The organism is Zoogloea sp. 1C4, from assembly GCF_009469605.1.
GTDB lineage: Bacteria > Pseudomonadota > Gammaproteobacteria > Burkholderiales > Rhodocyclaceae > Zoogloea > Zoogloea oryzae.
Genome location: NZ_SSXU01000015.1, coordinates 78832 through 105338 on the forward strand (window position 1 = coordinate 78832; position 26507 = coordinate 105338).

Sequence of the window (26507 nt, forward strand, 5' to 3'; positions counted from 1 at the left end):
CCGCTTTTTTTACGTGAGCGAAAACCCCGCTCAGGCGGCCAGCATCTGCTGGAGTTCGCCCGACTGGTACATCTCGCGCATGATGTCGGAGCCGCCGACAAACTCGCCGTTGATGTAGAGCTGCGGGATGGTCGGCCAGTTGGCGTATTCCTTGATGCCTTGGCGGATGCCTTCGTCGGCCAGCACGTCCACCGCAAAGATTTCCTTCGCGCCGCAGGCCTGCAGGATCTGCACGGCGGTGGCGGAGAAGCCGCAGCGGGGCATGGAGGGCGAGCCCTTCATGTACAGCACGACCGGGTGGGTTTTGACTTGTTCGTCGATGATTTGTTGGACGTCCATCGTGGTCTCGCAAAAATAGTTGAGCAATTCAGTCGGAAAAGTCTAGGCCCGACCGCCTGCCACGTCAAGGGCGGCGGCCGAGGGTGATGCGTTCGATCCCGGCGAGATCCCGCGCCGACGCCACCTCGGCAAAGCCGCCGGCCAGCAGCAGCTCGCGCACCGCTGGCGCCTGATCGTAGCCGTGCTCCAGCAACAGCCAGCCCCCAGGTTCAAGAAAGGCCGGCGCGGCCGCCACGATACGCACGATGTCGTCGAGCCCCGCCGGGCCCGAGGCCAGCGCACTGGCCGGCTCGAAGCGCACATCGCCTTCGGCGAGATGCGGGTCGCCCGCGGCCACGTAGGGCGGGTTGCTGACGATCACACCGAAGCATTCACCTGCGGTCAGCGCAGCAAACCAGTCGCTTTCAACGAAACGCACCCGGGCGCCGAGGGCCTCGGCGTTGGCCCGCGCCACAGCCAGCGCGGCGGGCGAAAAATCCACCGCCGTCACTAGGGCGGCGGGCAGTTCGAGGGCCAGCGTGACCGCCAGGGCGCCGCTGCCGGTACCGAGATCGAGGATCGCCGGCGCTGCGTTGGCGGGAACGCGCTCGCGCACCAGATCGACGATCAGCTCGGTCTCGGGCCGGGGGATCAGCACCGCGGGGCCCACCTTGAAATCCCGCCCGTAGAACTCCCGCACGCCCAGCAGGTAGGCCACCGGCTCGCCGGACTCGCGGCGCGCCAGCAGATCGGCAAAGCGCTCGGCCTGTTCGGGCGTGAGGGTGTCTTCCGGATAGGCGGCGATGCGGGCGGCGGAGACGCCGAGGATCTCCCGCAGGAAGAGCCGCGCCTCGCCCGCGGGGATACGCCCGCGAGCGGCGGCCAGCGCCGCGCCGACGGAGGTGGGCAGATCAGCCATTCTCGTCGGCCAGCTGGGCGAGGAGTTCGGCCTGGTGCTCGGCGGTGAGGGCCGCGACCACCTCGCCCAGATCGCCCTGCATCACTGCATCGAGCTTGTAGAGGGTGAGGTTGATGCGGTGGTCGGTGAGCCGGCCCTGGGGATAGTTGTAGGTGCGGATGCGCTCCGAGCGGTCGCCGCTACCTACCAGACTCTTGCGGGTGGCGGCCTCCTTGGCCTGCTGCTCGCGCACCTGGATGTCCTTGATCCGCGCCGCCAGCACGCGCAGGGCCGAGGCCTTGTTCTGGTGCTGGGAGCGCCCATCCTGGCATTCGGCGACGATCCCGGTGGGGAGGTGGGTGATGCGCACCGCCGAATCCGTCTTGTTGATGTGCTGGCCGCCAGCGCCGGAGGCGCGGAAGGTGTCGATGCGCAGATCCGCGGGGTTGAGCTCCACATCGCCCACTTCGTCCGCCTCGGGCATCACCGCCACAGTGCACGCCGAGGTGTGGATGCGGCCCTGGGTTTCGGTGGCCGGCACGCGCTGCACGCGGTGGCCGCCGGATTCGAACTTGAGCTTGCTGTAGGCGCCGTTGCCGGCGATGCGGGCGATGACTTCCTTGTAGCCGCCCAGCTCGGAATCGCTGGCCGAGATGATCTCGACCCGCCAGCCCTGGCCTTCGGCGTAGCGGGTGTACATGCGCAGCAGGTCGCCGGCGAACAGTGCGGCCTCGTCGCCGCCGGTGCCGGCGCGGATTTCGAGGAAGAGATTGCGGTCGTCGTTGGGATCGCGGGGGAGCAGCGCGGTCTGCAGCTCGGCGTCGATGCGGGCCTGGGCTTCCTGGGCGGCGTCGAGTTCGGCGGCGGCGAGCTCCTTCATTTCGGGGTCGGCAAGGAGCTCCTTCGCGGTGGCCTCGTCCTCCAGGGCCTGGCAGTAATCCCGGTACAGGCCCACCACCGGCGTGATCTCGGCGTGCTCGCGGGTGAGCTTGCGGTAGTTGTCCATGTCGGCCGCGGCTTCGCTGGTGGCGAGCAGGCGGTCGAGCTCCTGCAGACGGTCGGCAAGGTTTTCCAGCTTGTCGCGGATGCGCTGTTTCATGGTGGTTCGGCCCGCGGCGGCGGGCAGGTGAGGTGCCCGGGAGGGCTAGTGGTTCTTGTCGAGATTGAACAGGCGCTGCACGAGTTCGGCGCAGTCGCCCGGCGCGCCGTCGGCTTCGTTGAGGAAGCGCGTGGGGGCGTGGAGGAGCTTGTTGGTGAGGCCGTGACTGAGGGCCTCGATGACCTTGGCCGGGTCTTCGCCCTTGGCGAGCAGGCGCACGGCGCGCTCGACCTCGGCCCGGCGCAGGGCGTCGGCGTGTTCGCGCAGGGCGCGGATGGTCGGCACGGTGCCGCGGGTGTCGAGCCAGTGGAGGAAACCATCGACCCGCTGGTCGATGATGCTCTCGGCCTCGACCACCGCCTGCTGGCGCGATTCGAGGCCAGAATCGACGACCTTGGCGAGGTCATCGACGGTGTACAGGAAGACGTCGTCCAGGGCGGCGACTTCAGCCTCGATGTCCCGCGGGACGGCCAGATCGACCATCACCATCGGGCGATGCCGGCGGGCCTTGAGGGCGCGCTCGACCATCCCGAGGCCGATGATCGGCAGCGGGCTGCCGGTGCACGAGACCACGATGTCGTAGCCGGCGAGGGCCTCGCCCACCTGGTCGAGCCGCAGCACGTCGGCGCCAAAGCGCGCGGCCAGCGCCTCGGCGCGGGTTACGGTGCGGTTGGCGATGGTCAGTTTGCGGGGCTGCTCGCCGCCGAAGTGGGCGGCGCACAGCTCGATCATCTCGCCGGCACCGACGAACAGCACGCGCTGGTCGCGCACGCTCTCGAAGATGCGCTCGGAAAGATGCACCGCCGCCGCCGCCATCGACACGATATTGGCGCCGATGGCCGTGGTGGAGCGCACTTCCTTCGCCACCGAGAAGGTGCGCTGGAACAGCTTGTGCAGCGTGGAGCCGAGGGTGCCGGCCTCTTCGGCGTGGCGCACCGCGTCCTTCACCTGGCCGAGGATCTGCGGCTCGCCGATCACCATCGAATCGAGCCCGCTGGCCACGCGGAACACATGGCGCACCGCGTCGCGCTGGGGAAAGGTATACAAGTAAGGCGACAGATCCTGCAGCGCCACCCGGTGGTATTCGGCAAACCAGTCGGCCGCGTGCTGGGGCTGCTGGGTGGCGAAGTAGAGCTCGGTGCGGTTGCAGGTGGAGAGGATCGCCGCTTCCTTCACCGGTTTTGCCCGCACGAAATCACCCAGCGCCTGCCCGAGCAGCTCCGGCCGAAAGGCCACCTGCTCCCGGATCGAGAGCGGCGCAGTGTGATGGTTGAGTCCGAGGGCAAAGAGTTGCATGCGCAACACCGGGGGCGGGCGGAATTTTTCAGCCGGCGATTATAACACCCGGACTTTTAACGCAAAGAAGGAGGATCAGCGTCGTTTTACCTGGAGCGTCACGGCCGGCGCGGCAAGGAACTCGGACGGTATACGTTAAAATTTCACGATCTTTGCCCAAACTTGTCGCCCATGCCCCATTTCCCGGATGTCCTTCGGACAACCAAGCTCCGCCTGTTGCAGCTACACCGTGATGCAAACTGCGGGCACCTGGGCGGCAATTTTTCGTGCATCGACGCGCTGATGACCCTCCACCACCGGGTGATGGGCGCGGACGACCGCTTCGTGCTGTCCAAGGGTCACTCCGCAGGCGCCCTGTACGCCACCCTGTGGAGCCTCGGGCGCATCTCCGAGACCGAACTGCGCACCTTCATCCACGACGACACCCTGCTCCCCGGCCACCCCAGCGGCACCGGCATTCCCGGGCTGCTGTTCTCAACAGGTTCCCTCGGGCACGGGCCGTCACTGGCTGCCGGTCTGGCCCTCGCCGCCCGGCACCGTGGGCTCGGCCACCAGGTGTTCTGCCTGTGCTCCGACGGGGAGTGGCAGGAGGGCAGTTGCTGGGAGGCACTCAGCTTTGCCGTCCACCAGCGCCTCACCAACCTCACGCTGATCATCGACCAGAACGGCCTGCAGGGCTTTGGCCGCACCGCCGACGTGATCTCCTGCGACGACCTCACCCCGCGCATCACCGCCTTCGGTGCCGACGTGCGTCAGGCCGACGGGCACGATCCCGATGCGATCGCCAGCGCCCTCGCCGCCCCTGCCGAAGGCGCTCCCCGTGTGCTGATCCTCGACACCGTGAAGGGCCGCGGCCTGCATTTCGAGGATTCCCTCGAATCCCACTACCTCCCCCTGTCCGAGGCCCAGTACGCAGCGGCACGCCTCACTCTCGAACAGGACGGTGCGCGATGAGAAAGGCCTTCGCCGACGCCGTGGTGGCCCACTGCAATCACGACGACTGGTTCTTCCTCACCGGCGACCTGGGCTTCATGGCCCTGGAGGAAGTCCAGACCGCTTTTGGTAGCCGCTTCGTCAATGCCGGCGTGGCCGAGCAGAACATGATCGGCGTGGCCGCAGGGCTGGCACGGGAATCCCTGCGGGTGATCGTCTACAGCATCGCCCCGTTCTGCTACGCCCGGCCTTTCGAGCAGATCCGCAACGACCTGTGCCTGGGAGGCCTGCCGGTGTGCCTGGTCGGCAACGGCGGCGGCTACGCCTACGGCCACATGGGCCCGACCCATCACGCCCTCGAAGACTGCGCGGCGATGAACGCCCTGGGCGTGCGGGTGCTCGTCCCGGCCTTCGACGACGACCTGCCCGCGCAACTCTCGCGGCTGGATGCGCCCACCTACCTGCGCCTGGGCTACGACGTCCGCCCGGCGGGCCGGCCCGTTCCGGCCTATGCCGCGTGGCGGGAGGTTCTGCCCGGCCGCCGCGGCGCCATCGCGGCGCTGGGCCCCCTTGCCGGCCTTGCGTGGCAGGCCCTGGACGATCTTCCCGTCGAACAGCGCCCGGCCGTGTGGGCGGTGTGCGAGTTCGACGCGGCCGCGATCCCGCCGCGCTTCATCGAGCAGGTCAACGACCAGCCCCTCTACGTCCTCGAAGAACACGTGGCCCAGGGCGGGCTCGGGATGCACCTGACACTGGCCCTCGCCAGCCAGGGCGTCAGCGCCGGGCGCTTCATCCATCGTCCGGCCCTCGGCTACCCCACCGGGCGTTTCGGCTCCCAGGCCTTCCACCGGGCCCAGTGCGGGCTCGACGCACCCTCCATCCGCGCGATGGTCACCGGCTGACACGATGAACCTCGACGACAAGCTCAGAAATCTGGCCGGCCCCGTGCTGGTCCTCGGCGCCAGCGGCTTCATCGGCGCCAACCTGCTGCGTCGCCTGCTGGCCGTGCGCACCGACGTCACCGGCACCGTCTTTTCCGGCGACACCTGGCGACTCGATGGCATCCCCTCGGCCCACATCGCCTTCCTCAACCTGCAGGATCCGATCAGCGTTGGCTCCGTGCTGCGCCGCGTCGCGCCCCGGACGATCTTCGACTGCTCATCCTTCGGCGCCTATTCCTTCGAGCAGGACCACGAGCGCATCCACGCCACCAATTACCTCAGCTTCATCCGGCTGATGGAAGAAGTGGCCGGGCTGGATCTGGCCGCCTTCGTCCATGCCGGCAGCTCGTCCGAATACGGGCTCAACTCGGCCGCACCTGCCGAAGACGCCGCCCTCGTGCCCAACAGCCACTACGCGGTGAGCAAGGCTGCCACCAGCGCGGCCATCGCCTATTTCGGCAAGGTGCGCGGCGTGCCGGTGGTCAATCTGCGCCTCTACGCGGTGTATGGCCCCTTCGAGGACAGCTCGCGCCTCATCCCCGTGCTGTGCGAAACCAGCCTGCGGGGCGAGCTCCCGGTGTTCGCCCGGGCCGAGGTGAGCCGCGACTTCATCCACGTGGATGACGTGGTCGAAGCCTTTGCCGACACCGCCATCCTGATGGGCCCCGAGCTCGCGGGCGAATCCATCAACATCGGCAGTGGCCAGCCCACCACCCTCGCGGCGCTCGCCGAGCTGGCCCGAACAAGCTTCGGCCTCACCGCCGAGCCGCGCTTCAACCCCGCCGCCGGCCGCGCCTGGGACACCGACAACTGGTACGCCGACACCACCAAGGCGCAGCGCCTGCTCGGCTGGTCGGCCAGGGTCGGGCTCGCCGACGGGCTCGCGCGCACCCGCGACTGGTGGCGGGCCCACCTCGCCACGGCGGATTTCACCCGGCTCACCAAACGCACCCAGCCCCGCAAGGAGAAAAACTCCATCTCTGCGGTGATCGCCTGCTACCGCGATGGCCAGGCCATCCCGATCATGCACGAACGGCTGGTGGCGGTGTGCCAGCGCCTGGGGCTCGACTACGAAATCATCTTCGTCAACGACAACTCCCCCGACGACTCCGCCGAGGTGATCCGCGAGATCAGCGCCCGCGACCCCCACGTGATCGGCATCACCCACTCGCGCAATTTCGGCTCCCAGGCGGCCTTCCGCAGCGGGATGGAGATCGCCAGCAAGGAAGCCGTGGTGCTGATGGACGGCGACCTGCAGGATCCGCCCGAACTCATCGAGGCCTTCGTGGAGCGCTGGCGCGCCGGCGCCGACGTGGTCTATGGCCGACGCATCAAGCGGGAGATGCCGATCCTCCTCGAAGCCTGCTACCGGGGCTTCTATCGGCTCTTCGCGGCGATGAGCGAGGTGCCTGTTCCGAAGGACGCAGGCGATTTCTCGCTGATCGATCGCAGCGTGGTTTACTGGCTGCTGCAGTGCCAGGAGCGCGACGCCTTCCTGCGCGGCCTGCGCGCCTACGTCGGCTTCCGTCAGGAAGGGGTGGATTACCTGCGGCCCGAGCGGATGTTCGGCGTCAGCACCAACAACTGGATCAAGAACATCGGCTGGGCCAAGAAGGGCATCTTCTCCTTCTCCCGGATGCCCCTGCACCTGCTCACCGCCGCCGGCGGCATCACCTGCCTCGCCACCGTGCTGCTGGCCATCTTCAGCATCCTGGTGCGCATCTTCGACGCCGACTCGGTGCCCAAGGGCGTCACCTTCCTGTCGCTGCTGGTGATGTTCTTCGGCTCCTTCACGCTGCTCGGCATCGGCCTGCTCGGCGAATACATCGGCAAGATCTTCGAAGAAACCAAGGCCCGGCCGGCCTTCATCCGGCGCAGCCTGATCGTCCGCGGCGAGATCCGCCCCGCCGATCCGCGAGGGCAGCCATGAGCGTCGAGCGCGCCTGCCCGGTCTGCCACGGCCGCAGCCACGCCCCCTTTGCCGACGAGCGCATCGACCCCGAGCGCGTCGGCGCGCTCACCTACGCCTCCCGCAAGCCGCCGGAGTTCATGTGCCTGCGCCTCGTGCGCTGCACCGCCTGCGATCTCGTGTACGCCCCTTCGCCGCCAACCGCGGACAGCCTCCACGCGGCCTACGCCGACGCCGGCTTCGACTCCGGCCCCGAAGCCCAGGCCGCGGCCCGCACCTACGCCGACGCCCTCGCGCCCCACATCCAGCGCCTCCCAGGCCGCCACGCGGCGGTGGACGTGGGTGCCGGCAGCGGGCCGCTGCTGCCGTGGCTGCAGGCCCAGGGCTTTGCGCCCGTGATCGGCATTGAGCCGTCCCGGGCCGCCATCGACGCTGCCCCGCCCGCCGTGCGCCCGCTGCTGCGGGAAGGCATGTTCTCGGCCGACCTGCTCGCGGGCGAGACGCCCTCGCTGATCTGCTCCTTCATGACCCTCGAACACCTGCCCGACCCGGGCGAGTTCGTCGCCATCGCCCACGCCCTACTGGAGCCCGGCGGCGCGCTGGCCGTCGTCGTCCACGACTGGCGCGCGCCCCTCAACCGGCTGCTCGGCCTGCGCTCGCCGATCATCGACGTGGAGCACCTGCAGCTCTTCAGCCCCCGGGCGCTGCGCGAGCTGCTCCAGCGGGCCGGCTTCGAGGCCGTCGAGCTGCGCCCCATCCGCAACGCCTACCCGCTGCGCTACTGGCTGCGCCTCACGCCGCTGCCCGCCGCAATCAAGAACGCCCTCCTGGGCGTGCTCCAGCGCCTCGGCCTCGCCGACCGCAGCCTCGCCATGAACGTCGGCAACATGCTGGCTGTCGGCATCAAGCCCCGCTGAACCCATGACCCACACCCCGCCCCCCACCACCAAGCAGAACGTCCGCCGCTTCGACGAAGATGTGCGCGAGCAGGGCGCTTACGCCTATACGGGCGACCGCCTGTCGGCCCGCCTCGCCAACGCCCGGATCAGCCGCAGCATCGCCGAGTCCTTCGATTTTCGCGGCGCGTCGGTGCTCGACCTGGGCTGCGGAGACGGCGCCTACACCGTCGAATTCCCCACCCTCGGCGTGCGTCAGGTCGTCGGGCTCGACCCCGCCGCTGTCGCCATCGACGCCGCCCGGGCACGCGCCCAGGCGATGGGCGTTGCCGACAAGGTGAGCTTCGAGGTCGGCAACATCTACGCCCTCGACGACTACCTCGTCCCCGGGCGCTTCGACTGCATCGTGATCCGCGGCGTGCTCCACCACCTGCCCGACCCGGCCCGCGCCCTTGCCGGGCTGGCCGCCTTCGAGGGCAGCGTGGTCGTCCTCGAACCCAACGGCAACAACCCGGTGCTCAAGCTGCTGGAGCGCTTCTCCCGCTACCACATCGAGCACGAGGAACGCTCCTTCCGCCCCGGCCTGATCTGCAACTGGCTTCGCGCGGCCGGCCTGACGGTGCGAAGCTGCCGCCTGCTCAATCTGGTGCCCTTCTTCTGCCCGGATTCCATGGCCCGCGCCCTGCGCGTGGTCGAGCCCCTCGTCGAAAGCCTGCCCCTTGTGCGCGACATCGCCTGCGGCCAGAGCATCATCGTCGCGCGCAAATGAGATCCGTCGCCAGCCTCGCGGGGATGATCCTGTGCATGACCATCTCCCAGATCCTGCTCAAGATGGCCGGCCAGCATTCGGCCGCCCACGCCGGCGCCGTGGAAGGTTTCATGCGCAACCCGTGGCTGTGGGCCGCGCTGGGCGCAGCGGCCGGCGGCATCGGCTGCTGGCTGCTTACCCTGCGCCGGATGCCGCTCTCGGCGGCCTATCCCTGGACGGCGCTGATCTACGTCCTCACCCCGCTGGCGGGCGCCGCGCTCTTTGCCGAGGCGCTCACTGGCCGCTACGCCTTCGGGATGGCCCTGATCCTGGCCGGCGTGGTCCTCACCAGCCGGAGCGTGACGCGATCGTGAGCCCTGCCGAACTCGGTCTGTGCCTGTCGTCCCTGGCCTGCAGCAGCGTCTCCCAGCTCTTCATGAAGGGGGCGGCGCTGCCCGGCGGACGCCTGCAACGCCTGCTCCGGCTGGGCACGGCGGGTGGTCTCCAGCTGCTGTCCATCGGTCTCGTGGTGCTCGCCCTGCAAACCCTGCCCCTGTCGCAGCTGGTGCCTTTTGCGGCAGGCGCCTACCTGCTCGTCCCCCTCGGCAGCCGACGGCTGTTCGGCGAACATCTCCACCCCCGCTTCTGGGTGGGCGCCCTTCTCATCGTTTCGGGAATCCTATGTACTCAGGCATGACTTCCGGCAGCACCTCGTCGCCGGCCTTCCCCCGCACCCCGGCCCTCGTCGTCATCCTCGTCGCGCTCCTGGCCGTGGCGCTGCCCCGGCTGATGGTGGTCGGTGGCCTGCCCACCACCGATGAAGGCTTCCAGGCCTACTACGCACAGATCATGCACGCCAGCCTTGCGGCAGGTCACGGGCTGCCCGACACCGGGCCCCTGATGTTCTACTCGCTGCTGGTCAACTGGGTGTTCGCCTTCGGCGCCAACCCGATGATCGCCCTGCGTCTGGTGGATATGCTGGTGGCGGTGGCGGCGGGTTACGCGCTCTATCGGGTGGTCGAGGTGGAAAGCCGCAGCCGGCTGGGCGCGCTGCTCATCGCGCTGCTCTTCCTGTTCACGATGAACCACCCGACCTTCACCCAGCACGGTTTCAAGAACAGCATCCACGCGGCCTACCTGCCCCTCTTCGCCGCCCTGTGGCTGGGCCTCACCGCGCCCACCAACGCCACCGCCCGACGCTGGCTCGGCGTCGGCGCGCTGCTGTCGGTGGCCGTGCTGCTGCGGGAAACCTTCCTGCCGCTGATGGCCCTGGGCGCCCTGGCGGTGCTGGTCGGTCACGGCCCGCGCGCCTTCGGCCGGCTGGTGGCCGGCGCGGCCGGCGCCGGGCTGCTCATCACCGGGGTGATCCTCGCCGCCCGCGGCGGCATTGCCGCCACCCTCGAGGGCTACCGGGACGCCGGCCTCGTGTATGCAGCCATCGCCGACAAGCGCGTCGAGTTCTTCTTCAACTACGGCGGCCAGGCCCTGCGCGAAGGCACGGTGGCGCTGATCGTGGCGGGCGTCGGGCTCGTCGTCACCCTGGCCCGCAGCCTGGGTGGCAGCTGGCTCACCAGCCTGCCCAGACTCGCCTTCTGGCTCGCCGCGGCCCTCATCCCGCTGATCGAGCCCGCATCGAAGATCGGCTTTCCGTATCACTTCGGCGTGTGCCTGCCGGGCCTGGCGGGCCTTGCCGCCCTGGGCTGGCGCAACGCCTGCGAGGGCGGTCCGGCAATGCGCCGAAACCTGGCTGCCGGCGCCCTGGGCATCGCCCTGCTGGCAATGGTGATCCCGCGCCTCGGCCCCCTCAGCGCCAACTGGCCCCAGACCCGGGAAGCCCTGGCAAGCTTCCAGACGGGCAACTGGCCGGAAAGCTTCACCGACAAGACCAACTACCTGCTGGCTGCCCAGGCGATTCGCCAGGCAACGCCCCCCGGCGGCACCGTGGCCATCAGCGGCTTCATGTTCACCCTCTACCCGCTCACCGGCCACGTGCCGCCGGCGCCCGAACTCGCCAACCTGAGCGCGACCCTCATCAAGCTCGGGCTCTCCGGCCCAGCCCTTCGCGACGCCCTCCTGCGCTGCCCGCCGGATGTGCTGATGACCACCAGCCGCACCGACTGGCCCGGCGGCCCCGATCTCCTCGCGGCGGTCCGCGACACCGGCATCTACGAGCAGGTCGCCGAAATCCCCACCACCAACGACCGGGCCTATGGCGCCTTTGGCGGGCTCGTCTTCCGCCGCACCGAAGCCCGCGCCTGCGCCCACTGATCCGCAACGGCCGGTCGGAAGCACCGGCCCATCGTGCTGCAACGCACCACAACACGCTAAAGTAGTGCCTCGCCCCCGCCACTCCGGCGCGCCGGGCCCATCCCTCGCAAGGCCCCATCGCCCATGATCGTCCGCCCCCGCCCGCGCATGCGGGAGCTCTTCTTCATCTGGAAGGGCTCCATCATCCCGCTGATCCTGCCCCAGGTGCTGTTCGTCACCGTGGTCGCCGCGATGGTCACCGGCGCCGCCGAATTCCTCGGCCCGCGCTTTCCGGATTTCGCCACCGGCCCGTTCACCTTCCTGGGCCTGTCCCTGTCGCTGTTCCTGGGTTTTCGCAACAACGCCTGCTACGACCGCTGGTGGGAAGCCCGCAAGCACTACGGCAACCTGCTGGTGGTGATGCGCTGCCTTGCCCGCGACAGCGCGCTGCTGGTCACTGACGACGCCGGCCGTGAGGAGCGCCAGACCCTGCTGCGCCTCGCCACCGCCTTCATCCTCGCCCTCACCGCCCGCCTGCGCGACCGCCCCATCGCCGCGGCGGCCGCGCCCCAGCTCACGGCCGCCGAGCACGCCGCCGTGGCCACCAGCCACAACGTGCCCGATGCGATCCTGCGCCTGATGACTGCCCTGCTGTGCGACGCCCGCCAGGCCGGCCGGCTCGATTCGGTCACCTACTGCGCGCTGGCCGAGCACATCAACCAGCTCACCGCCATCCAGGGCGCCTGCGAGCGCATCCGCCACACCGCGCTGCCCTTCGCCTACACCCTGCTGCTGCACCGCACGGCGCACATCTTCTGTTTCCTGCTGCCCTTCGGCGTGGTGCATTCGCTGGGTTACGCCACCCCGCTGCTCACCGCCCTGGTGGCTTACACCTTCTTCGGGCTGGACGCCCTCGGCGACGAACTGGAAGAGCCCTTCGGCACCGCCCAGAACGACCTCCCCCTCGACGCCATCACCCGCACCATCGAGATCGACCTGGCCAGACGGCTTCGTGCTGATGTAAGCTTCATGCGCGATGCATCCGGCAGCGGGAACCAAAGCCCGCCACCGACGCTCCGATCTGATCCCGACCAATCAACCCGAACCGCCATGCTCCGACATCCAGCCCGCTCCGCACTCGGCGCCCTCGCCCTGGCCGCCAGCCTCCCCGCCCTTGCCACCGACCGGATCGATCACCAGACCGAATCCGCCGTCCCCCACGTCCGCAACCTCTATGGTTTCGGCGTGGGCGTCATGCCGGCCACGTCCGGCTCCGACCAGCTGCGCACCCGGGTGCTGCCCATCATCCAGGCCAGCTATGGCGACCGCTTCTACATCAACGCCCTGCGCGCCGGCGTGTGGCTGCTCGATTCCGACGACAAGCGCCTGCGCTTCGGGCTGTCGGCCGACGCACGTTTCGGCTGGAAAGCCGAAGACGGCCGCCGCACCAAGGGCATGGAAGACCGGGATTTCGCCGTCGACGTGGGTCCGACCCTGCGCTGGCAGACCGACTACGGCACCCTCAACGCCCAGTGGGGCTTCGACGCCACCTCGGCGAGCAATGGACAGAACGTCCAGCTGCAGTTCGTGCGGGCCCTCGTCCGCGGGCAGGGGCTGCGCGTGAATGGCCTGGTGGGCGCCACCTGGAACAACCGCAAGATGAACCACTACTACTTCGGCGTCGCCCCCGCCGAAGCCACCCCCGACCGCCCCGCCTACACCGCCAGCTCGGGCACCCAGCTCCAGGCCGGCGTCAATGGCGCCTGGAGCACGGGCGGCAACGGCTCGGTGCTGTTCAGGCTGACGATCACCCGCCTCGGCGGCGCCCAGGCCGACAGCCCCATCGTCGAAACGCGCATCCAGCCTCTCGCCTACGCGGGCTACGGCTGGAACTTCTAGCCCCACCCACCGGGGGATGCCGGCCCGCCGAGCGCGGGTGGCAGCCCCACACAGCCTCGACGCGACTTCCCGGCGCCACACCACCCCCAAGTTGGGTGACAAGCCCCACCCCTGGGGCTTATCACCCGACGCACTGCTCACCACCTCCCCAGCCAGAACAAAAAACCCTTCCCGGCCAAGGCCTTGCCAAAGCCATCCAATTTCGGCACGGCACTTGCAAAAGATTCGGGGGCTTTGCGCCAACGACACAACAAAGAGGGAGGGGTCATCACCATGAACTTTCAGTTCACGCCAGCACGTATCGCCATCAGTCTTCTCGCCGCCGCGCTCGCCCCGGCCAGCCACGCAGCGTCGATCACCCTCGACAGCACCAGCTGGGCGGAAACCGGCACCAGCGGCCTGATCACCGGCGACGGCACCGTCACCACCTCGCCCACCGGCAACGCGCAGTTCGGCTACGTGAGCACCTTCGGCGGGGTATCCGGCGTCTCGCCGCTGCTCCTCAAGACCGACGGCAAAGGCAACGAGGCGGCCAACAACGGCTCGACGGTCCGCTCCAGCGCCTTCAGCGCAGCCACCAGCGACACCCTGTCGCTACTGTTCAACTACGTCTCCACCGACGGCCGGGGCTACGACGACTACGCCTGGGCCCGGCTGGTGAATGCGGCCTCCGGCAGCACCGCCGCGTGGCTGTTCACCGCCCGCAGCACCAACTCGGCACGGGGCAACGTGGTGCCCGGCGACGTGCTCAAGCGCCAGCAGGACAACAGCCTGCCCGACAAGCTCGACGCCGTGCTCAACAACGGCGCATCGATCGGCTTTGACGTGGCAAGCACCGTGTGGGACCCCCTCGGCACCTCCAGCGGCTTCTGCTGGGATGCGGCGAACACCTGCGGCCCGTCGGGCTGGATTCACGCCGACTACACCTTCTCCGCCACGGGTGACTTCTATCTGGAGTTCGGCGTCGTCAACTGGGGCGACGAAGCCTTCGACTCGGCGCTCGCCTTCGATTTCACGGGGCTGACCCGCGCCAGCTTCCCCGACGCCACCAGCACCGGCACCGTACCGGAGCCCACCACCGCGGCGCTCGCGCTCCTGGGGCTCGGGCTGCTGGCCCGACGCCGCCGGGGCTGATCCTCAGCCCTCGGGCGTGACGCCCCCACCATGGGCCTCACGCCTGCTTCGCCCACGGCCCGTAGGCGCAAAAGCCCGGCCGCGGCCCCACCTGCGGGTGCTTGCGGCAGGTGTCGGGGCGCTGCTCATACACCGTGTAGCGCCGCGTCACGGCATCGAGGAACAGACAGTCGCCACTGGCCCGACGGGCCAGGGTGAAGATGCTGTTGCGGACATTGAAATGCCCCACCAGCCCGGCCTTGGTCAGGCGCCGGGCGATCTGCTTGGGCGCCTCGTGCTCGGTCTCGAAGGCGTCCACCACCTCCAGGCGCACCTCCACCGACATCGTGCAGCGATTGGCCGCGCAGTCGTTGCACAAGCCGCTGCGATAGCGGGTCCAGGTGTCGAGACGGTCCACGTCCACGTTGAAGAAACCGGTGGCTGCCATTCAGATTTGCTCCAGACATCAGGACGTCCGCGCCCACCACCGGGGCGGACGCGGGGGGCAAAAGGACAGGGCCCGCAGGCCATGGCAGCAATCCGACGGCCCTCACCACCACCTTCGCGCCGCCCAGAATGAGCAAATTTGATGTTTTTATCAAAAAAATCAATTTAGCCATAAAGACCGGACCTGTCGTGTCGTAATCGCCTCTTTGCCATAACCATTGCGCGCCTGGAATCAAGGCCACACTCCCGCCCCCCGGCGCGCGCACATTTGGTCGAGGATGAACCCAACATGCGACGAGCGTCCCTGAATCACACCTACCGCCTGGTCTGGAACGACCGCACCAACGCCTTTGTGGCAGTTGCCGAGACGACCCGGGCCCGGGGCAAGATGTCCCGCGCGGGCCGTGCGCTGCTGATCACCCTCGGGGTGGTCGCGGCCAGCGCGGCAGGCGCCACCAACCTGCCCACGGGCGGACAGATCGTGGCGGGCGCCGGCACCATCAGCCAGAGCGGCAACACCCTCACCATCACCCAGAACACCGCGAAGCTCGCCACCGACTGGCAGAGTTTCAGCATCGGCCAGGGCAGCCGCGTTAACTTCGTCCAGCCCTCGGCCAGCGCCGTGGCCCTCAACCGGGTGCTCGGCTCCGACCCGTCGGTGATCCAGGGCGCGCTGTCGGCCAACGGCCAGGTGTTCCTGCTCAACCCCAACGGCGTGCTGTTCACCCCCACCGCCCAGGTCAACGTGGGCGGCCTCGTGGCCTCCACGCTCGGGATGAGCAACAAGGACTTCCTTGAAGGCAACTACCGCCTGGAGGGCGCCAGCAGCAACGCCGTCATCAACCAGGGCAACATCACCGCGGCCAACGGCGGCAGCATCGCCCTCATCGCCGCCCGGGTCATCAACGACGGCGGCCTCACCGCCACCGGCGGCAACGTGCTGCTGGGCGCCGGCAATGCAGTGACCCTCGACCTCGGCGGCCCGGTGAAGCTGCAGATCACCCAGGGCGCGATCGACGCGCTGGTCGAGAACGGCGGCGCCATCCGCGCCGACGGCGGCCTCGTCTATCTCACCACCAGGGCGGCCAACGCCCTGACCAGCGCCGTCATCAACAACACCGGGGTGATCGAAGCCCAGACCCTCGCCACCGGCGAGAAAGGCGAGATCCGCCTGATCGCCGACATGCAGTACGGCACCCTCAACGCCGGCGGCACGCTGGACTCCCGCGCGCCCAATGGCGGCGACGGCGGCTTCATCGAGACCTCGGCGGCCACCGTCAATACCCTGTCGGGCCTGAACGTCATGGCCGGCGCGGCCAGCGGCACCGGTGGCACCTGGCTGATCGACCCGTACGATTACACCATCAACTCGACCGCAGCCAGCACCATCGGCACCTCCCTGAGCGGCGGCACCAGCGTCACCGTGACCACTCAGAGCAGTAACGCAAGCTACGGCGCCACCGGAGCCGGCACGGGCGACATCACCGTTGCCAGCGCCATCACCAAGACCGGCTCCGGCACCGCCACCCTCACGCTGCAGGCCGACCACAGCATCATCCTCAACAACAACATCACCGCCACCGGCGGGGCGCTGAACATCAACCTGAGCGCCGCCAACGGCGCCGCGGTCACCACCGGCGGCGTCAACATCAATGGCAACCTCGACTCGAACGGCGGCTGGATCCGGATCGGCGGCGCCGGCGGCAGCCTGACCACCGCCCAGTCGTACGGCACCGGCTACGCCCTCAACCTCGACAGCAGCAACCCGGCCGTCCTGATCGGCACCAGCAAGAGCATCCTGTCCCGCGGTGGCGACATCACCATCAACGGCCGCTCCAACGCCACCACCGCCAGCTACGACGGCACCAAGGGCGGGGTGTACGTGAAGTCCGGCGCCACCGTCGACTCGGGCGGCGGCAGCATCTACATGAGCGGCGTCAGCACCGGCGACGCCAAGGAATTCGGTTTCGGCGTGGAGGCCAACTCCGGCACCGTCACCACCTTCAAGACATCCCAGACCACCGGCAACATCCGCGTCGACGCCCAGAACACCATCGACCCGCTGGGCGCCCTGGGCCTCGTGAACAACGGCAACCAGGCCCGCGTCCAGTTCATCGGCCCCTCCGTTGCCAACCTGCTGTTCCTGATCAACGGCTCCAGCAAGCTCGCCACCTTCACCATCCACCCGCCCTGCGGCTCGTCCTACCCCAACTGCGGCACGCTGGTGATCCCCGGCGGCAACGAGAGCTACACCAACGCCGGCTACCAGGTCGTCAACATGTCGACCGTGCCCCTCTACATCTTCACCAGCAGCGGCACCAAGGAATACGACGGCACCACCGCCGCCACCGGCCTCACCCTGAGTTCGCTCGGCGGCCCGGTCGGTTTTGGCACCGGCGACCTGGGCGCTCTCGACTTCGTCACCGCCAGCAAGAACGTCGGCAGCTACCCGTCGGTCAGCCCCACCGCCAGCAATCCGCTCAACTACAGCTCGGGTGGCACCACCTACGCGGTCGGCTACTTCAGCAACGGCAGCTACAGCATCACCCCCAAGCCCCTGAGCGCCGTCATCAGCAACAAAGTCTATGACGGCACCAACACCGCTTCCGTCTCGGCGAGCGGCGTCGTCGGCGGCGACAATCTGGTGTTCGGCTACACCGCCGGCACCTTCGCCGGCACCAGTGTCGGCACCTGGAGCGTCAACGTCTCGGGCATCACCCTCGGCGGCACCGACGCCGGCAACTACAGCCTGTCGGGCAGCACCTCCCTCACCGGCACCGCCAGCATCACCCAGCGGCCGGTCACGCTCACCGGCTCGCGCACCTACGACGCCACCAACACCGTCGCCTCGGGCATCTTCACGCTCGACAACGTCGTGAGCGGCGAAGACCTCGCCCTCAGCGGCAGCGGCACCGTGGCCGACAAGAACGTCGCCACCGGCAAGGCCGTCACCCTCGGCACCCTCGCCCTGGGCGACGGCAGCAACGGCACCGCCAGCAACTACACCCTGGCTAGCGGCACCGCCGACATCACCAAGGCCGCGCTGACGATCTCCGGCCTCGCCGCCAACAGCAAGACCTACGACGCCACGACTGCCGCCACGCTTACCGGCACCGCCGCGCTCCACGGCGTGCTCGGGAGCGATGTGGTCAGCCTCGGCGGTTCGGCCACCACCGGCAGCTTCGACACCAAGAACGTCGGCACCGGCAAGGCCGTCACCGCCAACCTTGCTGGCCTGTCCCTCGGCAGCACGGATGCCGGCAACTACGAGATCACCGGCGTCACCTCGCCGCTCACCGCCGATATCACCAAGGCGGCCCTGACGATCTCCGGCCTCTCCGCCAACAGCAAGACCTACGACACCACGACCGCCGCAACGCTCACCGGCACCGCCAGCCTCGACGGCGTGCTCGGGAGCGATGTGGTCAGCCTCGGCGGATCGGCCACCACCGGCAGCTTCGATACCAAGAACGTCGGCACCGGCAAGGCCGTCACCGCCAACCTGGGCGGTCTAAGCCTAGGCAGCACGGATGCCGGCAACTACGAGATCACCGGCGTCACCTCGCCGCTCACCGCCGCCATCACCAAGGCGGCCCTGACGATCTCCGGCCTCTCCGCCAACAACAAGACCTACGACGCCACGACCGCCGCAACGCTCACCGGCACCGCCAGCCTCGACGGCGTGCAGGGCAGCGACGCGGTGAGCCTCACCGGCTCGGCCACCACCGGCACCTTCGACACCAAGAACGTCGGCACCGGCAAGGCCGTCACCGCCAACCTAGCTGGCCTGTCCCTCGGCAGCACGGATGCCGGCAACTACGAGATCACCGGCGTCACCTCGCCGCTCATCGCCGACATCACCAAGGCGGCCCTGACGATCTCCGGCCTCTCCGCCAACAGCAAGGCCTACGACACCACGACCGCCGCAACGCTCACCGGCACCGCCAGCCTCGACGGCGTGCTCCTGACCGACGCGGTGAGCCTCACCGGCTCGGCCACCACCGGCACCTTCGACACCAAGAATGTCGGCACCGGCAAGGCCGTCACCGCCAACCTTGCTGGCCTGTCCCTCGGCAGCACGGATGCCGGCAACTACGAGATCACCGGCGTCACCTCGCCCCTCACCGCCAACATCACCAAGGCCGCGCTGACCATCTCCGGCCTCTCCGCCAACAGCAAGACCTACGACACCACCACCGCCGCCATCCTCACCGGCACCGCCAGCCTCGACGGAGTGCTGGGCGGCGACGCCGTCAGCCTCACCGGATCAGCCACCACCGGCACCTTCGACACCAAGAACGTCGGCAGCGGCAAGGCCGTCACCGCCAACCTCGGCGGCCTGTCCCTCGGCAGCACGGATGCCGGCAACTACGAGATCACCGGCGTCACCTCGCCGCTCACCGCCGCCATCACCAAGGCGGCCCTGACGATCTCCGGCCTCTCCGCCAACAGCAAGACCTACGACACCACGACCGCCGCAACGCTCACCGGCACCGCCAGCCTCGACGGCGTGCTCGGGAGCGATGTGGTCAGCCTCGGCGGATCGGCCACCACCGGCAGCTTCGATACCAAGAACGTCGGCACCGGCAAGGCCGTCACCGCCAACCTGGGCGGTCTAAGCCTAGGCAGCACGGATGCCGGCAACTACGAGATCACCGGCGTCACCTCGCCGCTCACCGCCGCCATCACCAAGGCCGCGCTGACCATCTCCGGCCTGTCGGCAAACAGCAAGACCTACGACGCCACCACCGCCGCCACCCTCAGCGGCACCGCCGCGCTCCACGGCGTGCTGGGCAGCGATGTGGTCAGCCTCGGCGGTTCGGCCACCACCGGCAGCTTCGACACCAAGAACGTCGGCACCGGCAAGGCCGTCACCGCCAACCTCGGCGGCCTGTCCCTCGGCAGCACGGATGCTGGCAACTACGAGATCACCGACGTCACCGCGCCGCTCGCCGCCAACATCACCCCGGCCCAGCTGACCCTGACGGCCGCAGCCACATCCCGCAGCTACGGCGCCGACAACCCGGCCTTCACCGGCACGGTCAGCGGCTTCGTGGGTGGCGAGACCCTGGCCAGCGCCACCACCGGCGGCCTCGCCTTCAGCACTGCCGCCAACGCGGCCAGCAATGCCGGCGGGCACGGGATCAGCGGCGGCGGCCTCACCGCCAACAACGGCAACTACGTCTTCGTCCAGGCGCCCGGCAACGGCACCGCGCTGACCATCACCCCGGCCCCGCTCAGCGTCACCGCCAACAACGCCAGCAAGGACGCCAACGGCGTGCCGTACGCTGGCGGCAACGGGGTCGTGTTAAGTGGCTTCGTGAATGGCGAATCGGCCACGGTGCTTGGCGGCACGCTGGGCTACGGCGGCAACAGCCAGGGCGCCACCAGCGCCGGTAGCTACACGATCACGCCCCAGGGCCTGACTGCCGGCAACTACGCCATCAGCTTCCGCGACGGCGTGCTGACGATCAACAACAGCCTGCCGTCCGACCCGCAGAAATACCTGCCCAAACCCGTGCAGGTGCAGCAGTTCCTGACCAACACCGCAGCCCTGCCGGCCGGCACGCCGCCGGTCGCCACGCCTGACAGCCTCAACTACGTGGCAGTCGGCAACGGCCCGACCGGTCAGGGCACGCCCGCCCTCGGCAGCAACGCCGTTCCGCCGGGCACGCCGAACACGGTGAACTACGTCTCCCTCGCCCCGACCACCGGTGGCCAGTCCGGCAACGGCACCACGGCCAGCGCTGGCGAAGCTCCGCGGGACAACCGCAGCGGCGGCGCATCGAACGGCCGCGCGGCGGATGACATCAACGTCAACAACTTCAGCGGCGGCACCTTCAAGCCCACCGACATCTTCGTCATCAACGGCGGCGTGAACACCAACGGACTCAGCAGCCTGCAATAACGCGAGCCCCGCCCCGGACTGCTGCGCGCCGCAAGGCGCCAGCTGATCCGGGCCCGTCCATCACGCGCCACTGCAACCCCATTGATGCCATGAAAAAAATGACTCCCCGATTCGTGCTCTCCAGCCTCACCCTCGCCCTGCTGTCCCTGCCCGCCTTCGCGCAGACCGCGCCGGACGCCGGCCAGATCCTCCAGGAAGTGAAGCGTCCGCCTGCCCAGCCGGGCGCCAGCAAGGTGCCCGACATCCAGATGCCGGGCAGCGCCGCGGTCACGCTCCCGGGCGGCGCCCGGGTGACGCTGAACGCCGTCGCCATCACCGGCAACACCCTGTTTGACCAGGCCACGCTCGCCACCGCGATCGGCGACGTCTCCGGTCGTCACTTCGACCTCGCCGGCCTGCGCGAGCTGGCCGACCGCATCACCACCCACTACCGCAGCAAGGGCTACCCCTTCACCCGTAGCGTCATCCCACCCCAGGACATGAAGGACGGCGTGCTGCGCATTCAGGTGCTCGAAGGCCGCTACGGCAAGGTCGAAGCCACCTCGTCCGACGCCTGGCTCGCCAGCGGCAGCCAGAAGTTCCTCGGCGCCCTGCAGACCGGCGGGGTGATCGAGAGCACCGACCTCGAACGGGTCATGCTCATCCTGGGCAACCAACCGGGCATCAAGATCATGCCCGTCATCAGCCCGGGCCAGCAGACCGGCGCCGGCGACCTGAATGTCAAGGTCGAGCGCGAATCCAACTACTCCGGCCAGATTGGCATCGACAACGCCGGCAGCCGCTACACCGGCGAGCACCGTTTCCAGGCCACCCTCAACGCCAACAGCCAGATGCTCTTCGGCGACCGCCTGACCCTGCGCGGCATGGTCAGCGACCACAGCATGTGGCTCGGCTCGGTGGATTACGAGGCCCCCATCGGCGGCTCCGGCCTGCGCGGCCAGATCGGCTACGGCGACAACTACTACCAGCTCGGCGGCCAGTTTGCCGCCCTCGACGCCACCGGCTTCGCCAAGGTCACCACCGCGCGGCTGAGCTACCCGATCCTGCGCTCCCAGGCCTCCAACGTCACGGTATCCGGCGCCTACCAGAACAAGCGACTGGAAGAACGCTACGGCGCCACCGGCACGGTCAACGAGAAATCCAGCAACAGCTGGCCGGTTGCGGTGCAGTTCGACCACCGCGACCGTTTTGGTGGCGGCGGCATCACCTACGGCATGGCCACCTGGACCAGCGGCAACCTCAACCTGAACGGCGCCTTCGCCGCCACGGATGCCGCCACCGCCCAGACTGCCGGCCACTTCAACAAGTACAACCTCGACATCGCGCGCATCCAGAAGCTGCCCGGCGACTTCGCGCTGTACGGCCGGTACTCGGCCCAATGGACGAGCCAGAACCTGGATTCGTCCGAGCGCTTCGGCCTCGGTGGCATCTATGGCGTGCGGGCCTACCCGCTGGGCGAAGGCATGGGCGACCGGGGCTGGCTGGGCCAGCTCGAGCTGCGCTACCTCGCCGGCCCCTACACCCCCTTCGTCTTCTACGACGCCGGCCGCAGCGACACCAACGCCAGGCCGTGGGATACCGCCTCCAGCACCAGCCGCAGCATCGCCGGCGGCGGCGCGGGCGTCCGGGTCGACTACAAGCAGTGGAGCATCGACAGCACCCTGGCCTGGCGCACCCGTGGCGGCCCGGCATCCGCCGACACCAGCGACCGCAGCCCGAGGCTGTGGTTCATGGCCACCTATTCCTTCTGAGCCCGCGTCAGCCCCAATCGGCGCGGTGCGCTACCGCTCCGCGCCGGGACAAGCCCTCGAATCGGGGCTTCGCCAAGGATCCAAAGCCCCGAAGGGGCTTCCGGACAGCCCCTTCGCCCAATTCCACTTCCCGGACATCCCCCCGCGCCCCGGCCGCTGAGGCGGACTACCGATCAGGCCAGCGTCTTGGTACGGCGATGGATCGCGCCCTGCCGGCCCGAGCCGGCGGGCCTGCCTGCAGGAAGGCCTGAGTCATGGGCCGGCCCGCCGCGCCCGCCGCAGATCCTCACACGCCCTTCGCCCGCGGCCCGTAGGCGCAGTAACCCGGCCGCGGCCCCACCTGGGGATGCTTGCGGCAGGTGTCGGGGCGTCGCTCGTACACCGTGCAACGGCGGGTGGTCGCATCCAGAAACAGGCAATCCCCGCTGGCCCGCCGGGCCAGGGTGAAGATGCTGTTGCGGAAATTGAAATGGCCCACCAGCCCGGCTTTGGTGAGCCGCCTGGCGATCTGCTTGGGCGCCTCGTGCTCGGCCTCGAAGGCATCCACCACCTCCAGGCGCACCAGATCCGCCAGCCGGACCTCCACCGGCATCGTGCAGCAGTTGGCCGCGCAGTCGTTGCACAAGCCGCTGCGATAGCGGGTCCAGGTGTCGAGACGATCCACGTCCACATTGAAAAAACCGGGGGCAGCCATTCAGATTCACTCCAGACGTTACGGCCTCCGCCCTGCCACCGGGAGCCGGGGCAACGCGAGGGGCTGAAGGATATGACCCGCAGGGCGAGCCGGCAACCACCCCGCTCATGGCGCTCGGCGGCGCCGCGGGCCTCGGCCGCCGATCAGGCAGCAACGTCTTCGACACGACCGGCGCTGCCGACAAGCGCCCGGGCTTCACTCGCCTAAACGCCAGAACGCCGACCCGCAGGCCGGCGTTCTGGCTTCAAACCACGCCGTCAGCCGACGACGCGCCTCAACTCACCTCCCGCATCACCCCGGACGCGAATCGGCGCCGACGGTCTCCGAAAGGTCGCGGATCACATCCACCACTCGACGGGCATCCTGGCGGATGAGCTTGATGGCCTCGCCGGCCCGGTTGGCGAGGGCGACGCCGGCCGCCACCTCGGTGAGGTTGGCGTTCATGTTCGCCGTCACCGCGTTGTTCTCGGTCTGGATCGCCACGACCATGCCGGTGATCTCCTCGGTGGACTTGGCCGTGCGCTCGGCCAGCTTGCGCACTTCATCGGCCACCACCGCGAAACCGCGCCCCGATTCGCCCGCCCTCGCCGCCTCGATGGCGGCGTTGAGGGCCAGCAGGTTGGTCTGGTCGGCGATCTCCTTGATCGTCCTGGTGATCAACGAGATCTCGGAAGTCCGCTGCCCCAGCGCCGCCACCTGCACCGCCGCGTCATCCACGGACCGGGAGATCTGCAGGATCTTGGCCACCGTCTCGAGGATGATCGCCTCCCCGTCGGCCGAAATCTTCTCGGTCTCCAGCGCGGCGGCCGAGGCCATGGCCGTGCTTTCCTTTTCGGCGTGATAGCGCTGCACCTGGGCGGTGACGTCGGACGCCGTCTTGACGATCCGCACCACCTGCCCGTCCTCGTCGAACACCGGGTTGTAGCTCGCCTCCAGCCAGACCTGATCGCCGCGCTTGTTGAGCCGACAGAACTGCCCGGTGAAGAAGCGCCCGGCCCGCAGATCGCGCCAGAAGTTCTCGTAGCCGACGCTGTCGGCCAGGTCCGGCAGGCAGAACATCCGGTGCGGGCGCCCGACGACCTCGCGCTCGGTGTAACCCATGGTGGCCAGGAAGTTGTCGTTGGCGCGCAGGATGGTGCCATCCGGGGCAAACTCGATCACCGCCATCGACCGCTCGATCGCCTTCACCAACGCCGTCATCCGGGCCGCCTCCTCGACGCTCCGGGTCACGTCAGCGGCAAACTTGATCACCTTCACGATCTGCCCGGTCTTCTCGTCGGACACCGGGTTGTAGGTCGCCTCCAGCCAGACGACGCGGCCCGAGCCGTGGCGCCGCCGGAAACGTCCCTGAAAATGCTTGCCAGCGCGCAGATCGGCCCAGAACTGCTGGTAGGCCACGCTGCGCGCATAGTCGTCGTCGCACAGGCTGGCGTGTTTCTGGCCGACGATGTCGTCCCGGCGGACGCCCATCACCGCGCAGAAGTTGTCGTTGGCCGAGAGCACCAGGCCGTCCGGGCTCAGCTCGACGACCGCCGAAGAACGATCCAGCGCGCGGCTGACCGCCATCTGCTCGACCAGCCTCGCCTCCGCCGCCTCGAGCTGCGCCTTCAACTTTCCACAAAACACGATCCCTACCTTCACCCCTCTCAGTCCCGGAACGGCAGTGACCTCCCGGAACGGCAACCCACTGCCATTGCGCCATTTCTGGTCCATCTGCCTGTACGGCAAAATCGGGAGCAACTTGAGCTGCCCCGCCGGGCGTCGGAGAGCGCTCCGGCAGCCGCAGGCAGGCCGGATATCCGCACCAGATCAAGGGGCAAGGCAACACAGCCACCGGCGCAAGCCCTCCGGCAACCGCCGCTACAAAAGGAAGAAAACCGGGCGCGGCCGACCGGATTTGGCAGGATCCGGCGGGCTCCGCTGGCCGCCCTGCCCACATCCATCAGGGCGACCAGATCGGACAGCGCAAATACATCGAAATGCATATGCGCTTCGCCATACATCCCATTTGGAAAGTATCATTTTGCATTGACCCAATCACTCGCCGGCGGCCCTAACATCATGAACACGCAGCACAAAACCCTCCTCGTGTCCTTCTCCTGTGCCCTGACGCTCACCGCCTGCGGGGGCGGCGGCGGCAACACGCCCGCACCGGTGGCATCCGACGCCAGCTTCAATCTGCAGAGCGCCCAGCGCAGCGAGTTCGTCACGCCTTCCGTACGCAATTTCAGCGTGAGCGGCACCTCGAACGGCTTCGCCGTCACCGGCAGCGGCACCGAAACCGCCGGCAGCGTCACCGCGGGCACTTTCGAAGGCACCGCTGCCCTGCAGCGCACCACCACCGTCAGCGGCAGCGTCGTGGTCAATGGCATCACGCTGCCTCTCGCATCCTCCACCACCGACTGGACCGACACCAACTACGTCCCCAAGGGCAGCGCCAGCACCAGCGAATACACGGTGATCCAGGGCACCCCCGCCATCCCGACCGCCGCCCGCGTCGGCGACCTCGGCACCCTCTTCACCGCCACCCGCTACGCCGACAGCACCAGGACCGGCCTCATCGGCACCATGCGCACCACCTACAGCCTCGCCGCCGACACCGCCACCACCGCCCTCGTATCGGTCACCAGCCTCTACTACAGCGCCTCCGGCGCCCACACCCGGACCGTCTCCAGGCAATACCGCATCAACACCTCGAACCAGTTGACCCCGGTACTCGTATCGGACGTGGACTTCACGAGCAATCTGAATCTGCTGCTGCAGTATTGAGTCGGTCCTGAAGAACTCCTCGGAGCCTTTCCTCACGCGGCCTGCGCGCGGTTGAGACCTTGCCGAATCCTCCAGTTTCCAGTGCAATCGCATTCACTTTCTGGAAGATTTGGAGCGCAGGTTTGCGATGACCACCCCGGACTTTTTCCGCGCCCGGCTGGACGCAATGATCGATCTGCGTCACCCGCTGGCCGTATTGGCAACCCGAATGCGGTGGGCCGAGATCGAATCGGCGCTGGCGCCGTGCTTTGCTCGCCAGGACCGCCAAGGGCGTCCGATCGAGGGCCTGGACCTGTTTGGCCCGACCTTGCAGATGGCGGGCGCAGGCACGAGCGCAGCGGGTCGCCCGCGCTTGCCGATCCGGCTGATGGTTGGGCTGCTGTACCTCAAGCACGCCTTCGGCGAGAGCGACGAGAGCGTCGTTCAACGATGGGCCGAGAATCCCTATTGGCAGTTCTTTTGCGGCGGCGAGTATTTCGAGACCCGGCTGCCCTGCGACCCGAGCAACCTCACCCGCTTCCGTCGTGCGCTGGGGGATGCGGGGGTGGAAGAGCTTCTGGCCAAGACCATCGAGGCGGCGGTGTCGATGAAGGCCATCGCCCCGAAGGACCTGGAGCGGGTCATCGTCGATTCCACGGTGC

The 26507-nt window shown here is 68.5% G+C and carries 21 protein-coding genes; 14 read left to right on the top strand and 7 right to left on the bottom strand.

The window, feature by feature from the left end; all coding sequences use genetic code 11:
• Positions 1 to 30: 30 nt before the first annotated feature.
• The 4 genes from grxD to hemA form a co-directional block, all read right to left on the bottom strand.
• A complete protein-coding gene (grxD, locus tag GH681_RS16795) occupies positions 31 to 339 on the bottom strand; it encodes a Grx4 family monothiol glutaredoxin (protein ID WP_153162681.1) in 309 nt (102 codons plus the stop codon).
• Between the two features lie 64 nt (positions 340 to 403).
• Positions 404 to 1237, bottom strand: coding sequence for a peptide chain release factor N(5)-glutamine methyltransferase (gene prmC / locus GH681_RS16800; protein WP_153162683.1), 834 nt, complete (start codon positions 1235 to 1237; stop codon positions 404 to 406).
• Positions 1230 to 2315, bottom strand: coding sequence for a peptide chain release factor 1 (gene prfA, locus GH681_RS16805; RefSeq protein ID WP_153162685.1), 1086 nt, complete (start codon positions 2313 to 2315; stop codon positions 1230 to 1232). The genes prmC and prfA overlap by 8 nt, the downstream gene beginning before the upstream one ends.
• Positions 2316 to 2360: 45 nt before the next feature.
• Positions 2361 to 3611 carry a glutamyl-tRNA reductase gene (gene hemA, locus GH681_RS16810; protein WP_153162687.1) on the bottom strand — a complete coding sequence of 417 codons (1251 nt, stop codon included), beginning with the start codon at positions 3609 to 3611 and terminating at the stop codon, positions 2361 to 2363.
• A gap of 171 nt (positions 3612 to 3782) precedes the next feature.
• Here hemA and GH681_RS16815 point away from each other — a divergent pair, with 171 nt between their 5' ends.
• The 10 genes from GH681_RS16815 (at position 3783) to GH681_RS16860 (ending at position 14318) form a co-directional block, all read left to right on the top strand.
• Positions 3783 to 4565, top strand: a complete 783-nt coding sequence (locus GH681_RS16815) for a 1-deoxy-D-xylulose-5-phosphate synthase N-terminal domain-containing protein (RefSeq protein WP_153162689.1) — start codon at positions 3783 to 3785, stop codon at positions 4563 to 4565.
• Positions 4562 to 5446: a transketolase family protein gene (locus GH681_RS16820; RefSeq protein ID WP_153162691.1), complete on the top strand. Its 885-nt coding sequence runs from the start codon at positions 4562 to 4564 to the stop codon at positions 5444 to 5446. The genes GH681_RS16815 and GH681_RS16820 overlap by 4 nt, the downstream gene beginning before the upstream one ends.
• Positions 5447 to 5450: 4 nt before the next feature.
• Positions 5451 to 7415, top strand: coding sequence for an NAD-dependent epimerase/dehydratase family protein (locus GH681_RS16825; protein WP_153162693.1), 1965 nt, complete (start codon positions 5451 to 5453; stop codon positions 7413 to 7415).
• On the top strand, positions 7412 to 8311 hold the full coding sequence (locus GH681_RS16830; RefSeq protein ID WP_153162694.1) for a class I SAM-dependent methyltransferase: 900 nt from the start codon (positions 7412 to 7414) through the stop codon (positions 8309 to 8311). Before GH681_RS16825 ends, GH681_RS16830 begins: the two co-directional genes overlap by 4 nt.
• A 4-nt stretch (positions 8312 to 8315) precedes the next feature.
• Complete coding sequence (locus GH681_RS16835) at positions 8316 to 9059, top strand: bifunctional 2-polyprenyl-6-hydroxyphenol methylase/3-demethylubiquinol 3-O-methyltransferase UbiG (RefSeq protein ID WP_153162696.1); 744 nt, start codon at positions 8316 to 8318, stop codon at positions 9057 to 9059.
• The gene (locus tag GH681_RS16840) at positions 9056 to 9412 is read left to right on the top strand and encodes a multidrug efflux SMR transporter (protein WP_153162697.1); all 357 of its coding nucleotides are present in this window, start codon (positions 9056 to 9058) and stop codon (positions 9410 to 9412) included. Before GH681_RS16835 ends, GH681_RS16840 begins: the two co-directional genes overlap by 4 nt.
• Positions 9409 to 9735 (top strand): 4-amino-4-deoxy-L-arabinose-phospho-UDP flippase, encoded by a 327-nt coding sequence (locus tag GH681_RS16845; RefSeq protein ID WP_153162698.1) that lies wholly within the window; start codon positions 9409 to 9411, stop codon positions 9733 to 9735. The genes GH681_RS16840 and GH681_RS16845 overlap by 4 nt, the downstream gene beginning before the upstream one ends.
• Positions 9732 to 11306, top strand: a complete 1575-nt coding sequence (locus GH681_RS16850) for a hypothetical protein (protein ID WP_153162699.1) — start codon at positions 9732 to 9734, stop codon at positions 11304 to 11306. Before GH681_RS16845 ends, GH681_RS16850 begins: the two co-directional genes overlap by 4 nt.
• Before the next feature lie 123 nt (positions 11307 to 11429).
• Positions 11430 to 13184, top strand: coding sequence for a bestrophin family ion channel (locus GH681_RS16855; RefSeq protein ID WP_153162700.1), 1755 nt, complete (start codon positions 11430 to 11432; stop codon positions 13182 to 13184).
• 273 nt (positions 13185 to 13457) lie between these two features.
• Positions 13458 to 14318, top strand: coding sequence for an NF038132 family protein (locus tag GH681_RS16860; RefSeq protein ID WP_153162701.1), 861 nt, complete (start codon positions 13458 to 13460; stop codon positions 14316 to 14318).
• Positions 14319 to 14355: 37 nt separating this feature from the next.
• Here GH681_RS16860 and GH681_RS16865 read toward each other — a convergent pair whose 3' ends face one another.
• Positions 14356 to 14745 (bottom strand): YkgJ family cysteine cluster protein, encoded by a 390-nt coding sequence (locus tag GH681_RS16865; protein WP_153162702.1) that lies wholly within the window; start codon positions 14743 to 14745, stop codon positions 14356 to 14358.
• Positions 14746 to 15033: 288 nt separating this feature from the next.
• Between GH681_RS16865 and GH681_RS24055 the strand changes: the two genes are divergently transcribed.
• A complete protein-coding gene (locus GH681_RS24055) occupies positions 15034 to 20652 on the top strand; it encodes a YDG domain-containing protein (RefSeq protein ID WP_153162703.1) in 5619 nt (1872 codons plus the stop codon).
• 98 nt (positions 20653 to 20750) lie between these two features.
• Positions 20751 to 22403 carry a ShlB/FhaC/HecB family hemolysin secretion/activation protein gene (locus tag GH681_RS16875; RefSeq protein WP_153162704.1) on the top strand — a complete coding sequence of 551 codons (1653 nt, stop codon included), beginning with the start codon at positions 20751 to 20753 and terminating at the stop codon, positions 22401 to 22403.
• A gap of 286 nt (positions 22404 to 22689) precedes the next feature.
• Here the strand turns inward: GH681_RS16875 and GH681_RS16880 are convergent, their stop codons facing one another.
• Positions 22690 to 23097 (bottom strand): YkgJ family cysteine cluster protein, encoded by a 408-nt coding sequence (locus GH681_RS16880; RefSeq protein ID WP_153162705.1) that lies wholly within the window; start codon positions 23095 to 23097, stop codon positions 22690 to 22692.
• A 291-nt stretch (positions 23098 to 23388) separates the two neighbouring features.
• Positions 23389 to 24708, bottom strand: coding sequence for a methyl-accepting chemotaxis protein (locus GH681_RS24060; protein WP_304951762.1), 1320 nt, complete (start codon positions 24706 to 24708; stop codon positions 23389 to 23391).
• A gap of 450 nt (positions 24709 to 25158) precedes the next feature.
• On the opposite strand from GH681_RS24060, the gene GH681_RS16890 reads away from it, so the two are divergent.
• Positions 25159 to 25866, top strand: coding sequence for a hypothetical protein (locus tag GH681_RS16890; protein WP_153162706.1), 708 nt, complete (start codon positions 25159 to 25161; stop codon positions 25864 to 25866).
• Positions 25867 to 25993: 127 nt separating this feature from the next.
• Positions 25994 to 26507, top strand: a 514-nt coding sequence (locus tag GH681_RS16895; protein ID WP_194271263.1) for a transposase, incomplete at its 3' end; no start/stop codon positions are given.